13 protein-coding genes and 2 pseudogenes are annotated in these 15477 nt (G+C 66.5%); 7 read left to right on the top strand and 8 right to left on the bottom strand.

All coding sequences use genetic code 11. The annotated features are described in order from the left end of the window. The first annotated feature begins 70 nt into the window (after positions 1 to 70). Positions 71 to 937, top strand: coding sequence for an LLM class F420-dependent oxidoreductase (locus ACQEV8_RS16375; protein ID WP_432960829.1), 867 nt, complete (start codon positions 71 to 73; stop codon positions 935 to 937). A 94-nt stretch (positions 938 to 1031) separates the two neighbouring features. On the opposite strand, the gene ACQEV8_RS16380 is transcribed toward ACQEV8_RS16375, so the two are convergent. The 3 genes and pseudogenes from ACQEV8_RS16380 to ACQEV8_RS16390 all read right to left on the bottom strand — a co-directional run bounded on the left by ACQEV8_RS16380 (position 1032) and on the right by ACQEV8_RS16390 (position 3192). After that, entirely contained in the window at positions 1032 to 1889 is an 858-nt protein-coding gene (locus ACQEV8_RS16380) for a fumarylacetoacetate hydrolase family protein (protein WP_432960831.1), read from the bottom strand. 185 nt (positions 1890 to 2074) lie between these two features. Further along, positions 2075 to 2787, bottom strand: a pseudogene (locus ACQEV8_RS16385) (YidC/Oxa1 family membrane protein insertase). A gap of 93 nt (positions 2788 to 2880) precedes the next feature. Further along, positions 2881 to 3192 (bottom strand): DUF6412 domain-containing protein, encoded by a 312-nt coding sequence (locus ACQEV8_RS16390; RefSeq protein WP_432960833.1) that lies wholly within the window; start codon positions 3190 to 3192, stop codon positions 2881 to 2883. Positions 3193 to 3427: 235 nt separating this feature from the next. Here ACQEV8_RS16390 and ACQEV8_RS16395 point away from each other — a divergent pair, with 235 nt between their 5' ends. From ACQEV8_RS16395 to ACQEV8_RS16405, 3 genes are all read left to right on the top strand, one after another. After that, positions 3428 to 4903 (top strand): beta-1,6-galactanase, encoded by a 1476-nt coding sequence (locus ACQEV8_RS16395; RefSeq protein ID WP_432960835.1) that lies wholly within the window; start codon positions 3428 to 3430, stop codon positions 4901 to 4903. A gap of 137 nt (positions 4904 to 5040) precedes the next feature. Further along, the gene (locus ACQEV8_RS16400) at positions 5041 to 6069 is read left to right on the top strand and encodes a hypothetical protein (RefSeq protein WP_432960837.1); all 1029 of its coding nucleotides are present in this window, start codon (positions 5041 to 5043) and stop codon (positions 6067 to 6069) included. 209 nt (positions 6070 to 6278) lie between these two features. Continuing rightward, positions 6279 to 7628: a DNA cytosine methyltransferase gene (locus tag ACQEV8_RS16405; protein WP_432960839.1), complete on the top strand. Its 1350-nt coding sequence runs from the start codon at positions 6279 to 6281 to the stop codon at positions 7626 to 7628. On the opposite strand, the gene ACQEV8_RS16410 is transcribed toward ACQEV8_RS16405, so the two are convergent. The 4 genes and pseudogenes from ACQEV8_RS16410 to ACQEV8_RS16425 form a co-directional block, all read right to left on the bottom strand. After that, positions 7560 to 7952, bottom strand: a complete 393-nt coding sequence (locus ACQEV8_RS16410; RefSeq protein WP_432960840.1) for a very short patch repair endonuclease — start codon at positions 7950 to 7952, stop codon at positions 7560 to 7562. The genes ACQEV8_RS16405 and ACQEV8_RS16410 overlap by 69 nt on opposite strands. A 115-nt stretch (positions 7953 to 8067) precedes the next feature. After that, positions 8068 to 9879 (bottom strand): annotated as a pseudogene (locus ACQEV8_RS16415) (DEAD/DEAH box helicase); the annotation flags it as partial. Next, on the bottom strand, positions 9879 to 11219 hold the full coding sequence (locus ACQEV8_RS16420) for a hypothetical protein (protein ID WP_432960841.1): 1341 nt from the start codon (positions 11217 to 11219) through the stop codon (positions 9879 to 9881). The pseudogene ACQEV8_RS16415 and the gene ACQEV8_RS16420, both read right to left, overlap by 1 nt. Positions 11220 to 11338: 119 nt before the next feature. After that, entirely contained in the window at positions 11339 to 12028 is a 690-nt protein-coding gene (locus tag ACQEV8_RS16425) for a hypothetical protein (protein WP_432960842.1), read from the bottom strand. A gap of 357 nt (positions 12029 to 12385) precedes the next feature. Here ACQEV8_RS16425 and ACQEV8_RS16430 point away from each other — a divergent pair, with 357 nt between their 5' ends. Continuing rightward, on the top strand, positions 12386 to 13039 hold the full coding sequence (locus ACQEV8_RS16430) for a hypothetical protein (protein ID WP_432960844.1): 654 nt from the start codon (positions 12386 to 12388) through the stop codon (positions 13037 to 13039). A 318-nt stretch (positions 13040 to 13357) separates the two neighbouring features. Here ACQEV8_RS16430 and ACQEV8_RS16435 read toward each other — a convergent pair whose 3' ends face one another. Beyond that, the gene (locus ACQEV8_RS16435; RefSeq protein WP_432960846.1) at positions 13358 to 13993 is read right to left on the bottom strand and encodes an ATP-binding protein; all 636 of its coding nucleotides are present in this window, start codon (positions 13991 to 13993) and stop codon (positions 13358 to 13360) included. 219 nt (positions 13994 to 14212) lie between these two features. Between ACQEV8_RS16435 and ACQEV8_RS16440 the strand changes: the two genes are divergently transcribed. Then, a complete protein-coding gene (locus tag ACQEV8_RS16440) occupies positions 14213 to 15058 on the top strand; it encodes a helix-turn-helix domain-containing protein (protein WP_432960848.1) in 846 nt (281 codons plus the stop codon). Next, positions 15059 to 15286, top strand: coding sequence for a DUF397 domain-containing protein (locus tag ACQEV8_RS16445; protein ID WP_432960850.1), 228 nt, complete (start codon positions 15059 to 15061; stop codon positions 15284 to 15286). The last annotated feature ends 191 nt before the right edge of the window (positions 15287 to 15477 follow it).

Consider the following 15477-nt stretch of genomic DNA (forward strand, 5'->3'; position numbering starts at 1 on the left):
AGGCATCCCTCTGGTTGGCACCGCCGTAGACATGATCGAACACGGCGCCCAACCGGAGGGATCGCAACCGATGACCACTGCCCTGAAGGAGACCATCGGCCGGTACGGCATCTGGAGCGTAGGCCTGCGCTCCGAGGACCCGGACCGGCGCGGCGAGCTCGCCGAGGCCGCCGCCGAACTGGAGGAACTCGGCTACGGTGCCGTCTGGCTGGGCGGCAACTCCTCCGCCGCCAACGCCGCCCCGCTGGTCGAGGCGACCTCGAAGCTCACCGTCGGCACCAGCATCCAGAGCATCTGGCAACACGAGCCGGACGCCGCCGGCACGGCCTTCGCGGACCTGGAGTCGGCCCACCCCGGGCGTTTCCTTCTCGGCCTCGGCGTCAGCCACGCCAAGCGGGTGGAGCAGTACGCCCGCCCCTACTCGGCCCTGGTAGCCCACCTCGACGGCCTGGACACCGCCGGAGTGCCTGCGGACCGCCGCCTCCTGGCCGCCCTGGGCCCGAAGTCGCTGCGGCTGGCCCGCGACCGGGCAGCGGGCTCGATCCCGTACCTGGTCACGCCCGAACACACCGCGCAAGCCCGCGAGATCCTGGGCGAGGCCCCGCTGCTGGCCCCGGAGCTCGGCGTCGTCCCGGAGACGGACCCGGCCCGCGCCCGCGCCCTGGCCCGCGAGTTCCTCGGCATCTACCTGCCGCTGCCGAACTACACCAACAACTTCCTGCGGCACGGCTTCACCGAGGACGACCTCCAGAACGGCGGCAGCGACCGCCTGGTCGACGCGCTGTTCGCCTGGGGCGACGACACCGCGATCCGCGCCAAGATCGACTCGTTCTTCGAGGCAGGCGCGGACCACCTCGCCCTCCAGCTGATCGACGGCTCCGCGAGGGACGCCCTCCCGAGGAAGGCCTGGCGCGACCTGGCAGCTCTGCTGGGCTGACCTCTTTTCAGGGGCGCGGGGAACTGCGCGACCAACCACGGACGGCCCGCGGCCGAAAGATCACCGCAGTTCCCCGGCTCACCCAGCGGAGCGTCTACGCGTCCTTGAACTCCTGCCGCTGCCGCCCGAGCCCCTCGATCTCCAGCTCGACCACATCCCCGGCCCTGAGGTACGGCTTAGGCTCAGGCTCCCCCAGCGCGACCCCCGCCGGCGTCCCGGTATTGATCACATCCCCGGGATACAGCGTCATGACCTGACTGAGATACCGCACGACCTCCCCCACAGCGAAGATCTGCTCAGCCGTCGTCCCGTCCTGCTTCAACTCCCCGTTGACCCACAGCTTGAGGGACAGATTCTGCGGATCCGGCACCTCGTCGGCCGTCACCAGCCACGGCCCGAGAGGGTTGAACGTCTCGCAGTTCTTCCCCTTGTCCCAGGTCCCGCCCCGCTCGATCTGGAACTCCCGCTCGGACACGTCATGCGCCACCGCATACCCGGCGACATGCGCGAGCCCTTCCTCCACAGAGCCCAGATACCTGGCCGTACGCCCGATGACGACGGCCAGCTCGACCTCCCAGTCGGTCTTCACGGACCCGCGCGGCACGAGCACCGTGTCGTGCGGCCCGACGACCGTGTCCGGAGCCTTCATGAAGACGACCGGCTCGGCGGGCGGCTCGGCACCCGTCTCACGCGCGTGGTCGTGGTAGTTCAGCCCGATGCAGACGATCTTGCCGATCCGGGCCAGCGGCGGTCCGATCCGCAGCCCGGTGGCGTCCAGGGCGGGCAGCTCACCGGCGTCCGCGGCGGCCCGGACCCGGCCGAGCGCGGCCTCGTCGGCGAGCAGCGCGCCGTCTACGTCCGCGACGACGCCCGACAGGTCCCGCAGGGTCCCCTCGGCGTCGAGCAGCGCGGGCCGCTCCGCCCCCGCCGTACCGACTCGCAGCAGCTTCATGATCACGTCTCCCTCGATCGCGGGCGCCCGCCGACGCGTGCGACCGGATGCGGCCGGGGCAGCCATCGGAGGACTGGTCGATCCTCCAAGGTGGGAGGTCACTCCGCAATACCCAGTTCACGTACTGGACCGTCACCGGGGACGACCTGGCGACTACCTGGGACCACCTGGGGACTACCTGGGGACTACCTGTAGAGGACGGCCCGCTCGACCACACTCCACGTCGTACTGGTCACCACGTACAGCGCGGCGGCCAGCGGCACCACGGCCACGGTGACGAGCGTGAAGAACGACATGAACGGCATCACCTTGGTCATCGCCCCGAGACCCGGCACCGGGGCGCCCTCACCGGCCGGCAGGGCCGGGCTCGCGGCCATCATCCGCTTGCTCAGGCGGTAGCTGAACGCCGCGACACCGGCGACGATCACGAACAGCCCGGCGTAGACGAGCCCCGCGCCGCTCAGCGCACCACCCCCGCTGAGCGCGTCCGCCCACCGCGCCCCCAGCGGCGCGGCGAACAGCTCATGGCCGAGCAGCTCGTTGGCCTTCCCGCCGATCGTGTCGCTGGAGAACAGGTGGTAGAGCAGGAAGAACGCGGGCACCTGGAGCAGCCCGGGCAGGCAGCCGGCCAGCGGCGACACCTTCTCCTCGGCGTGCAGTTCCAGTACGGCCTTCTGCAGCTTCTCGGGGTTCTTCCCGTGCTTCTTCCGCAGCTCGGCGATCTTCGGCTGGAGCGCGGTCCGGGCCTTCTGGCCGCGCGCGGCGGCCCGGGACAGGGGTGGACGAGCAGTCGTACGAGCGCGGTGAACAGGACGATCGCGGCGGCGGCCGCGGAGGCGCCGAACAGCGGCTGGAGCAGGTCGGCGAGGTGCTCGACCAGGTTGGCGAAGACGGACATGCGTGAGCCCTCCGGGGGTCTCGTCGTGCCGGAAGCGGTTCATGGCGGCATGACGACCCGCGCGGGGTCAGCTACGTGTGATGCGTGGTGCCCCTACGCGAAGGTCGCCCGGAGGGCGTGTCCGGGTGCCCGGGGCCGGGGGCGCCCCTTGGCGTCCGGGTCGCGTTGCGGCAGGAAGGCCGTACGCAGGTCACGGTCGCGGATGGCCGTACGTACCCGGGTGCGTGGCACGGCGGGCGCGCAGCGCGCGGCGATGACGGCGCAGACCGCGAGCGCGGCCGAGGCCGCGGCGGTCGCCGCGAGCGCGACGGTGGCGGTGAGGCCGGCGGTGTCCAGCAGCGCGAATTCCAGGACCAGGAAGAGCAGCACGAGTGCGGGACGCGGACTCGTCCAACCGCGGATCATCGCCGGCCCCTCCTCTCGTACATGTGTATGTCCTGCTCTTCGTTATACAGGATCACCCCTCCGAGTACGTCCGCGACTTCGTACACGGGTTTGAGAAAGGTTCGTCACAACTCTCGACAACCCATCCGTCACACCCGATGCTTCTCGATGCCATGGACGGGCCGTCCCGCGACGCCCGGGCCAGGGGCACCGGCGCCTGCCCCCACACTCCCCTGAACTCCCCTACGGAGGAGCCGTGATACGACGCAGAACCCTGCTGTCCGCAGCAGGCGGTACGTTCCTCGGCAGCGCCCTGGCGACAGGCACCGCGCACGCGGACGCCACGATCGCCGTCACCCCCTCGACCACCTACGGCACCTGGGAGGGCTGGGGCACCTCCCTCGCCTGGTGGGCCAACGTCTTCGGCGCCCGGGACGACTTCGCGGACCTCTTCTTCACCACCAAGTCGGTGACGTACAACGGCCGCTCCCTGCCCGGCCTGGGCCTCAACATCGCCCGCTACAACCTCGGCGCGTGCAGCTGGAACAGCGTCGGCGGCGAGACGATGGCGAAGTCCCCCAACATCCCGGGCTTCAAGCAGATCGAGGGCTTCTGGCAGGACTGGAACAACGAGGACCCGACGTCCTCGGCCTGGAAGTGGTCGGCGGACGCCAACCAGCGCGCGATGCTGATGAAGGCGACGCAGCGCGGCGCGATCACCGAACTCTTCGCCAACTCCCCGATGTGGTGGATGTGCGCCAACCACAACCCCTCGGGCGCGGCGGGCGGCGGCAACAACCTCCAGACCTGGAACTACCGCCAGCACGCGAGCCACCTGGCGGCGACGGCCCTGTACGCGAAGAACAACTGGGGCGTGAACTTCGCGACGGTCGACCCCTTCAACGAGCCGGCCTCCACCTGGTGGACCGCGACCGGCACCCAGGAGGGCTGCCACATGGACCCCGCGGTCCAGGCGGCCGTACTCCCCTACATGCGCAGCGAGCTGGACAAGCGCGGCCTCACGAGCCTCCGCATCGCCGCCTCGGATGAAACGAACATCGACACGGCCCGCTCGACCTGGTCCTCCTTCAACTCCTCCACCAAAGCCCTGGTCTCCCAGGTCAACGTGCACGGCTACCAGGGCTCGGGCGGCCGCCGCGACCTCCTCTACACGGACGTCGTGACGACGTCCCGCAAGAAGCTGTGGAACTCCGAGACGGGCGACAGCGACGGCACGGGCCTGACCCTGGCGTCGAACCTCTGCTACGACTTCCGCTGGCTGCACCCCACCGCCTGGTGCTACTGGCAGGTCATGGACCCGTCGACGGGCTGGGCGATGATCGCCTACGACGCGAACACCCTCCAGCCGACCACGGTCCAGACCAAGCACTACGTACTGGCCCAGTTCAGCCGCCACATCCGCCCCGGCATGACGATCCTGGACACGGGCGTCAGCTACGCGGTGGCGGCGTACGACGCGGCATCCCGCCGCCTGGTGATCGTCGCGGTGAACACGGCCACCTCCGCCCAGACCCTCACCTTCGACCTCTCACGCTTCTCGACGGTGACGGGTGGCTCCGGAGGCGTGGTCCCCCGCTGGAACACGGTGACAACGGGCGGTGGCGACCTCTACACACCGCACTCGGATCTCCGCCTGAACGGAAAGTCGGTAAGCGTCCCGTTCGCGGCAAAGGCGGTCCAAACGCTCCAAATCGACGGCGTGACACTGTAGACCGGCGACGGACGACACGGCGGCGGTTCGGGGCGATCCGTAGAGCCGGGACGGCGAGCATGGGGAATCCGGGCAGATCAGCGGTCTGGCCTGCACATCTCTCACGCTCGTCACCTCCCGGCAGTACGGTGTCCCCCATGCGCCCCGACACGCCTGCCGAAAACGTCGACCACACCGCCGAAGCGGCACGCCTGGAGCGGACCGCCGGCCTGTATCCCGAGGACGCCGAGGCCCTGCTGCTACGGGCCGCGGCCCACCTGGAACTCTCCGGCGACCGCCCCACCGCGTCCTCGCTCTACGACCGTCTGCTGTCCTCCGCAGCCGACCTGGACAACCCCCACCTGGTCCGGGCGCTCAAGGCCTCGAACCTCTGGGAGTACGGCCACGAGGCCGAGGCCAGGGCGATCATCGAGGGGGTCCGCTCGGCGTCCCCCCAGGACCCGGCCCCCTGGGTGATCGCGGCGGAAGCCCTCGAGAACCACGACGAACTGGAAGCGGCCCACGAGACGTTCACGGAGGCCGTGCACCGCCTCCTGACGGACGTGGCGGAGCCCCCCTACGCCACCCACCCCCTGCTCTTCGGCCGCCACCGCGTACGGCGCATGCTGGGCGAGTCCCACGACGAATGGGACGCCCTGGCGGACACGGTCCACTCCCTCCCGATCACCCTGGACGAACTCCACGACCCCAAGCGCGTCTGGTCCCTGGGCTCGGAGAACCCGGCAGAACTGGAAGCGGAAATCCTCCGCCTCCGAGCAGAACTCGGCGCCTACAGAGAGGCCCTCTCCCGCCCCTTCCCGGTGGCGATCCTCCACTGGCCGGCGACGGAACTGACCGAACTCCTGGAGGCGTACCCGTCACTCTCGGCGGAGTACCCGACCCACGAGTCCCACCTCGCGACCATAGAGTCCGCCCTCCGGGAACTGGCCTCCTCCGGCACCCCGAACCTGGGCATCGTCACGGGCACGGTCCCCTCCTACGAGGCCTTCGCGGCATCGGAACTGTCGTCCCCGGACGACGCGACGCTGCTCCCGCAGTACGCGACGACGCTGGCGGCACGGGGGAGGGCTGTGGCTTGGCCGCCGCAGTCGGGGGCGGGTTGTTGGTGTGGGTCGGAGGACTCATACAGCGGGTGTCATGGGGGCTACCAGGGCGAGGGCGTCTAGAACGGCCAACGTTTTTCTGTACACCCCTTAAAATCGCCCTCTGCCCGCTGCGCTGCGCGCAACCGAGGGCTAGTCTCGCCAGCCTGGTATCCGGCGGTCACCTACTGGTGCCAAGGGAGAGCCTGGTAAATGCGAGACTCTGGTTCGGAGCGCCCGTCTACAGCCACGGTCCCTCCTCAGCACGATGGTTCATCCCCAGAAGGAGCGGCATGCCCCCCAGCGGCCAGAAGCGTCCGCAGTTCACCACGCCACTGACCTCGATCGAGATCTGCGCGGGGGCCGGTGGGCAGGCCGTGGGGCTGCACAATGCCGGATTTGATCACTTGGCACTTGTCGAGTGGGACCAGCACGCGGTCAGTACACTGCGGGCAAACGTCGGACGCTGGCCCGGGTGGACGCCGCAAAAGGCCCAAGCCCTGGATCCTATGGACGTCAAGGAATTTCTCACATCAGACGCATGCCAGGGCCTTGATCTCAAAGACGATACCCTCGACCTCTTCGCGGGCGGCGTCCCTTGTCCTCCTTTTTCCCTGGCCGGAAAAAGACTGGGCGAAGATGATGAGCGCGACCTTTTCCCGGAAGCTCTGAATATCATCGAAAAACTCACCCCCAAAGCAGTCATGATTGAAAATGTCCGGGGGATCCTTGAGCCGCCCGAGGTTTTCATCGAATACAGGGGCAAGATCCTCGATCGATTGCGCCGCGCTGGCTACACAGTCCCCAACGTTGACGCTTCACTTTCTCCAGAAGCCCAGGATCTCGAGATGCGAAAGGTGTGGCGCCGACTCGATGCGAAGGATTTCGGCGTCCCTCAACTGCGCCCTCGAGCCATCCTAGTCGCCATCCGTGAGGATTTCTCAAAGCCCGGCGTAAATGAATTCTGCTGGCCGCTGGGAATCAAGGGCGACGAAGCCACTGTCGCAGAAAGCCTCAAAAGGACAATGCGGGAACGGTGTCTTCCGTACTGGGACAAGAACAAGTGGGGCGAGCCGGCCAAGCCCGGACAGCGGACAGGCGAGGACGTCTACAACGACTGGCTCGACGCGGCCCGGAAGTCCGTGGCCGCCGGCCGCGGCGTTGCCCCCACGTTGGTGGGTGGATCCAGGAAGCACGGCGGCGCCGACCTTGGACCCACGCGAGCGAAGAGGGCATGGGCAGCAATGGGAGTTGACGCCATGGGGGTGGCCAACGACCCGAAAGCATGCGACCCGGAACGGGACTTGTTCCGGGAGAACGGCCCTATGCTCACCGTCGAGCAAGCCGCCATCATCCAAGGATTTCCGCGAAACTGGCGGTTCCAGGGGAAAAAGACAGCACAGTACCGGCAAGTGGGAAATGCCTTCCCTCCGCCGGTCGCTGAGGCCGTAGGCCGCGCAATCGCTGCTATTCTGCGACCGGAGCACCGGGAAGAACTTCTTAGCAACTACAACATCGACTCCTCGGGCTCAGCTGCCCTGGATGACATTCCACGCCAAATGGAACTCTCAATTTCAGCGACAGCCACTCCCGCGCCTGCGCGCGAGGACCGTCGCGGCAATCTTGTCGGCACAAGCCACTGACTGCTCGTGCTCCCAGAACCGGAGCACGAGCCAGCCCGCGTCACTGAGCCTCTGATCCGTGTCCCGGTCCCGCTTCACATTACGCAGCACCTTCTCCGACCAGTAACCGGAGTTCGTTCTAGGCGGCACGTAATGTTCAGGGCAGCCATGCCAATAGCAGCCGTCAATGAATACCGCGACCTTCGCTGGGCGGAAGACCAAGTCGGCCGTCCGGCGAAGGTCTGGTATGGGGCGTGCTGCCACCCGGTAGCGGAGCCCTTGGGCGTGCACCAGACGTCTGATCAGCCATTCCGGCTTTGTATCGCGGCTGCGGATCGCCTGCATGTTGCGACGGCGGGCAGCGGACGAAGCCCAGGAACCTTCCGGGGCTTCCCATACGGCTTCGGAGGACACAGCACCGATCGTAGTGCGCTGCGTCCACCTCGGGCAGCCAGCTACCGGTGGCCCCCAGGTGACTCAGCAGCGCTTCGATGTCACTCGGCGCCAGACCAGCCGCCACCGACGGCTCCTCTTCCAGGTCGGCAAGTTGCTGGACTGTGGGGTCATCCAGGATCTGGCCCATGAAGGCCAGCTTCTGTTCCAACCGCGAAGCCACGACCTCGTCTATGGAGTTGCGAACCGCGAGGACCGTGACCCGCGTCTCGGTGTCCGGCGCGAGCCCGAGGCGATGGATGCGGTCCAGGCTCTGCAGAAACCGGCCGGCCATGAAATCGCGGTCCACGTAGACAGCGTCATGACAGTGGTGGTGCAGGCTGATGCCCTCGCCGAGGGTCGCCGGGTTGGAGATGAGCACCATGCAGCCCGGATCATCGCGGAAACGCCGGATCTGTTCCTCTCGGTCGGGGGTCCCTCCGTAGACCACGGCCGGACTGAATTTCCCCAGCATGCGCTCCAGCGTCGTAAGGCTCCGGACGAACGTCGTCCAAACCAGTGTCTTACGTCCAGCCGCCGCGTTCTCGGCGATGATCGCCACGGCCTCCTTGTACTTCGGTGACAGCTCGTGGTCGGGGAGGTTCTGCAACTTCGAGTACAGAGAGCCGCCTGGGGGAATCTCCAGCGGAGGCAACTGGTAAGCCAGCGGCTCGTATTTGGTAGCTCCTTCCAGGAGCAGAGCCGGACTCGTAGCGGCCATCAGAAGCCGCAGAGCCGTCTTGCCGAGGGCGCTGAGATCCTCCCTAACCACCCCGTTACTCATCCCGCCGACCAGGGAGCTGTAGATCTCGTCATGCAGGGGCGGCATGTCCACGTAACGGATGCCCAGATCAACAGGAGGCAGACCGAGTTCCTGCTTGGTCGTCCGCGTGAACAACGGCCGCAGCACCGTACTTGCCTGCCGAAGGTCTCCCCCGGCCACGGCGCGCACGACGGTCTGTTGCCCGTGCCCCGGCCACACGAAGCCCAGTAGATTCTCCAGGTCCTTGGAACCGTTCGGAGCCGGCGTACCTGTGAGGATCAGGCGCCGGTCCGCATGTGGCCCGAGAGCCATGCACGCGGCACCGTAGGTGCCCCGGGCCCCGAGCTTCATCCGGTGCGCCTCATCAAGGATGATCATGGAGGGCTGGGCTGCCAGCCAGGTGGTCAGCATCGACAGCGAGCGGTCCAGCCGTTCGTAGTTGACGACGAGCACCTCCGCCCATTGGTCCAGCGACCCGTCTAGGACGTTGACGCGCAACGCGTGCGTCAGACACTCCGCCGTCTCGAAACGCCACGAGTCGTAGGCCGACTTCGGGCAGACAACCAGAAGCCGCCGCGCGTGGCCGACGGCCTTCTGAGCCGCATACACAGCGAGCGCGACGCGCGTCTTGCCGGCTCCGGGCACGCTGAAGTTCGCACCGTGCTGGAGAGACAGGAGCTTCGCGATGTCCCTGCGCTGGAAGGCGCTCAGCTCACCCTTCCAGTTGTCGCCGAGCAGACTCGGGACATCGTCCGCGTCGATCTCGCCGGCAGATCCCGTACCCGCCAGCCTGGTTTCCACGGTCCGCGCGTCCTGGAGGACGCCGGTCGCCAGCTTCCTCAGGGCGGAGGACCACTCCACACCGCTGGGGTCGGGCCAGTCGCCAAGAACTTGCAGGTTGGCCAGGAAGTCATCAAGAGCAACAGAGGCGCTGAGCAGGCCGAGCTGGCCGCCCGTCCGAAAACGCGCGGCCAGCTGGACCAGGTCCGGCTGGTGGTGCTCAGTGGTCCGAAGCACGACACGCGTGTGCGTCTCGTCAAACCCCAGGTGCAGAGACGTTCCGCTCGGTTCGGTCATCACTGCCGGCCTTCCGTGGCGACGGCGTCCATCAGCCAGGCCACTCCGTCACCCGGATCGTGGAGCCCCCGTCCGGCCTGCTTGGCGAGCTTCAGCAGGCTGCCACGGAGCTTCATCACCGCATCATCGAAAGCCTCTTCGTCGAGGCTGCGAGAGGTGCGTGCCTGCACCAGGTCACTCACGCACTGGTCGATGCTGGCGCATGCCTCCGCGAGCCGGGCCGGCGCGAGCTGCTTGCGCTTGCGCAGCCGGGCACTGCGGCCAGCGGCCTCAATGGCATCGTCGAAGGACTTCTTCGCCCCGTCCAGAACACTCTGGGCCTTCTCCTTCGCCTCGTTGCCGAGGTCAGGGCCCTCGCTTCTACTGCGTACGACAGCAGAGGCACGCAGCAGACGGTCGTTAAGTGCCTTCATGTCAGCCACCGCGGAGGAAGCAGCTGGGACCTCAACACCGAGCCCCGGGATCATGACACCCGTCGGCTTGGCCTCAGACCGGTCCTCAAGCGCCGGACCAGTGGAAAGCAGCTTCTGCTCCAGCCCCTCCTTGAGAAAGTCCTCGTTGATGTGCCGCACGTCGGTCTTGGAGAAGTTGAGCAGGATGGCGGCCAGACGCAGTTCCTTGAGGATCTCCGCCTGGTCACGGTCGAGCGTCTCCAACTTCACGTACAAGCGCTGAAGTTCCTTGAGGCGCTCCTGAGCGCCTTCCCAGTCGACCAGCCGGAGTGCGTCACCGCCGGCGTCGTGGCTGCGCTTGATCAGCTCGTGGATCGTGGCGAGGATCCAGCGTTCCTGGTGGTACGTCCGGACCTGGATCCGGAACTCCTTGGCGATCTGCTCGGGCGTGCGCCCCAGGGCCGCCTGTTCCTCCATGGCGATGATGCGGTTGATGTAGGAGTAGTCACGCCGGTGATCCCGACGGAGCTGCAAGGACAGCTCCACGGCATTGATGTCCGCCCAGGTGAACCACTCGGGCAGCACACCCACGCGCATCGACTGCACACCAAGCAGTTTCAGGGCAGCTGCTCGGGTATTGCCGTTGACCAAGATGCCCTGATGAGTGACCAGCCCGGGGTCGTTCTGGCCGAACTCTTCGAGGCTGTCCTTGAGGGCGTCGAACTCGACGTCACGCAGATTGGTGTCGGACGGCGAGACCTGGAGCAGGAAGCGGAGGTAATCCTGGCTCTCGGCGCTCCACGGGTTCTGGTCCAGCGCCGCGTCCTTCGCGGCGTCGTGGCTCCGCTGGGCCCGGATACGGTGCGTGCTGGGGTTGAAGTAGAGCTTACTGAGGGGCAGGTCGATCACGTCGACGTGCGCCTTCTGCTCGTTCCAGTCGACGGTCACCGTCTCGCGGGTACCACCGGCCGTCTGGGCCTCCGCGACCTTCTTCTTGATCAGTTCGCTCAGTTCGTCCGCCTGCGGCGGAGCGGGAAGTTCTCGCATCATTTCCGGGTGTCCTGTTCCTAGTCGTTCGCGCCGTCGAGTGCATCCGCCACAGCCTTGCGGGAGGTCTCCGGAAGAGTCCGGTACTGGCCCCAGAGCTTGTCCAGCGGACTCAGGGAACGCCGGTCCGCAGCGATCCAGGCGCCGAGCACCCGCTGTTCCATGGGCGAAAGGGCAGCCACCTGCTCCAAGACACGCCCGAGGTCGGCCTGCCGGCCGGAGCTGCCGACACCACACCGCTTGCACTCGGTGACCAACTCGTAGGTGACGTCTCCGCCAGGCTGGATCACCTGGCGGCGGGCCACGTTGAGCACCGCCTGCTCGATTCCCTCCTCGTACGGCTCACCAGCTGCGATGCCGCACGTGCGGCAGAGGTAACCGTCCTCGTCCAGCACCTTGGCACGCTGGGCGGCGGTAAGGCTCGCCTTGTGCTTCGGCGCCTTCGACTTGCCAGGCATCCACACCTCCGCCCCCTGGGCCACGAACCGCTGCTCCTGCTGACGGAGCGTCGGGTCCTCACGGCTCGTCGAGATCTTCCAGTCGTGGTCCCGCAGGTCGCGCATGCGCCGGTCGATCTGAGCGACGTCCGGGAACGCCTCGCGCAGCTCGGCCTTCGTGAAGATCTTGTCCTCCCCCACTTCCTGTACGAGCCACAGTGCGGCCCGAGCCATGCTTCCCAACTTCGCGTCCCGCCAGGACGGCAGCGCCATTTGTCACTCCTGATGTCGAATCGCGCGCATTTTGGCAAAAACGCAGTATGTGCGCATGCGTAACTCACGCAGCGACACAGGCGTCTTAGCCACCCCCCGCTCCACGAGCGGCTGTCCACAGTTTCCCACCAAGAACCGAAAACCAGTCCCCCCTGGAACACTTGCGCAACAGGTAGCAAGAACACAACTCGCCTACCGTCATGCACAATTGACCAAACCTCAGCCTCGAATGGCCGCAAGGTCGACACCACGGGTCAACAGCAGGCCGATTTGAACTGGTTCGCTACATATGGACCGGAAAGCGAAGTGCGTGATATGCCACGACCAAAAGGAAGCAAGGCTCCTTACTGCTGGACCGTGAAGGAGTTCGGCAGTGACGTTCCGCCAGGGAAACGCGCACTCGCTGCCGAACTGCAGAAACTCTGCCGCCTCCTGGCCTTGGAACCCAACGGCAGCGCCCCCACGCAGAAGCAGGCAGCCGACCGGCTGCACACCTGCGATACGTCACTGTCCAGATTCCTCCGCGCCGAGTACCTGCCCGACATAACGATCGTCAGGCTTCTTCACGATGCCGCGACCAACGATGCGGGGGGTGTGGAGAAGGTAGGCATCACGCTCGCCGATCTAGAGGAGTTGCACTCCGCGGCCACCGCAGAGCAGCAATGCGGCGACTGTGTGAGCTTGCGCGGTGAGGCGGCGGCGTTGCGGCAGCAGGCCAGCGATAACGCCGATGAACTCAACGACATCCAGGCCGAACTCGGCACCGTAAAGGAGGAGGCCGCAGCCCTACGGAAGGAGGCTGCGGCCTTGAAGCACGAGGTGCGGACACTGAATGCGGAGGTACAGACACTGCAGAAGAGAGAGGGGCGCGCACTCAAGGCCACCGCACGCCGTGCCATTCGGGCCGGCCAGCGATCGCGTCCGGCGGCGCGGGCGGATGCGGCTCTGCTGCCGGTCCCCCTCGGAGGGGGGACCGGCAGCAGAGTAATCCCGAGAAGAGGGCCGCACTGACTGTCGCCCGCCAAGCCGAAGCCCTGCAGAACGGCGGCCGGCAAGACGGGGCTCTGGCTCTGCTGCGCCACTCCGTAGAAGTGCTCAGCCCGGTAGAGACGGCGGCCCTTGTATGCGTCCTGCGCGAAGGCCAACTGGACGAACTGGCAGGCACATTGATCCACATCTACGGACGGGACAATCCCGATCCTCATGTGATGCGGGCAGCGGCCCAGCTTCACCAGCACGGAGCGCCTGACGATGCCGCCGCACTCTTGCGAGCGGCTCTGTCTTCACGGCAAGGGGCATTTTGAAGCCAAGGGGCAAGCGTGCCGGTGGTCAGGCGGCGGCAGTCACCTCGGCTTCGTAGTGCACCTGGGCCCGGTCCAGTACGTCATCCGGGTCTTGGCCCTGGGCGGCGGTCCAGTGCAGCAAGTCCGCGATCAGCTCGACCGCAGACTCCTCAAGGAGAACCGACTTACTGCGCCCTTCCGCAGCCATGGCGGGGTGGCCCTCCCGGTACCACTCAAGCGCTCCGCGAGCCCGCTCGGCACGTCGGCACACAGCCGCCGGCTGTGCCGCGATCTCACACCACACGGACTTTCCCACAGCCGTCAGGACCGTCCCCCAGTCCGCTGCCAGAGCTGCGAGCAAATGGAGGCCACGCCCGCACTCCTCGTCACAGCGAGCCCTCACGGGGGCCGGCAGGGCCCGGCTCTTGTCGTGGACCTCGACGCGCAGGCGTTCATACCGCCACTCCAAGATGAGTGTCGCGGGTGCGCCCTCTCCCACATGTCTGATGACGTTCGTGACGAGTTCTGTCACCAACAGCTCCGCCTCTTCGGCCGCAGAAGACGCGCCCCATCGGGCAAGTTGCGCGACGGTGGCTCTGCGGAGCAGACGGACTTCCGCCGGCTCAGCCTCAAACGGCAGGACACAACGGAGTCCGGGTTCGGTGACTTGGCAGCCTGACATTGGGCCACTCCTCCCTCCCATTGCCACGCACCTACTGCGCCGCCGTAACCGTACGGCTGCGTTGCGTAGCGATCTACAGCCGAGCATGGCACAGAGAAGTCTCACCATGTAACTTCTCACGAGAATCCATCGGGTGAATCTGATGGTGGCGCGACGCCCCTCTGCCTAGCCTGTTGAAGATCTCCAGGCCCGCCACCCAACGCTTGGCGAAGGAGCTGAATGTCCGAGCGGACCACGACCCGTCGGCGACAACTGGGCGCGATGCTGAGGAAGTTGCGTGCCCGCCAGGGGCTGACACTTGAGGAGGTCGGCCGACGCGTCGACGTGTCCAAGGCAACAGTCAGCAGGTACGAGACCCAGTCCGGACCGGTCAAGTGGATCCTCGTCGATGCGCTCTGCCGCGAGTACGGGGCGACGGATACCGAACGCGACGCCATCGTCAAACTCGCCAAGGACGCCAAGCAGCAGGGCTGGTGGAGCTCCTTCGCCGACGCCATCCCCGAGAGCATGAATCTCCTGCTCACGCTTGAGGACGAGGCGGTGAGCGAGAACCACTTCTCCTGCGTGTACGTCCCAGGCCTCCTGCAGACGCGCGCCTACTGCACTGCGCTCCAGAGGGCCAACGAGGTGCCCCTGGAGCCGACGGAAATCGAGCGTCTGGTCGACATCCGCATGAAGCGGCAGGGGATCCTCACCCGTACAAAACCGCTGCGCCTCTGGGCGATCCTCGACGAGTCGGTGATCCGCCGCGTCGTCGGGTCACCAGGGGTTATGCGAGAGCAGCTCGATCGACTGCTCGAAGCGAACGAGTCTCCTCACATCACGCTCCAAGTGCTGCCCTTCTCCCAGGGCGCCCACGCAGCAGCGCTGGGGAGCTTTGTCATCATCGGCGGTCCTGAACCGGCCCTCGACGTGGTGTACGTCGACATCCACACGGGCTCGCTCTTCCTGGAGAAGGAAGCGGAACTGGAGCGATACAGACTTGCGTTCGAGTACCTCCGCGCACAAGCGTTGGACATGGAGGCTTCCTCCACCCTGATCCATCGCGCCCGCAAGGAGCTCTGAATGTCCGCTGGCCCCCAGATTGCCTCTGACCTCAGGTGGTTCAAGTCGTCCTACAGCGGCGGCAACACCACCGAATGTGTGGAGTGTGCCTACACCGCCAACGGCACGCGCATACGCGACTCCAAGACCGCAGGGTCGCCAATCGTTTCCGTCGGAAACCAGGCGTGGCGTCGCTTTGTGAATGCAGTGATTGATGCGCAGGTTTGTGCTCGCACCGCTACGCCGTAGACGTTCGTGCAGGTAGCTGGCGTGCTATGACCAACAGACGCAAACCTGGAACGTGGGCGTCATCAATGATCCGGAGCGTGGGTGCTGCACGACCTGGCCAAAGGCCCGGAGAGCATCTCCGTGCTGTTGCGTACTCGCGCAAGCTGGCAGTGGCACTAGGCCGTTTCTGACGGCTCTTGGTGGGCTGGGTG

It is taken from the genome of Streptomyces sp. CA-179760, assembly GCF_050937045.1.
Taxonomy (GTDB): Bacteria; Actinomycetota; Actinomycetes; order Streptomycetales; family Streptomycetaceae; genus Streptomyces.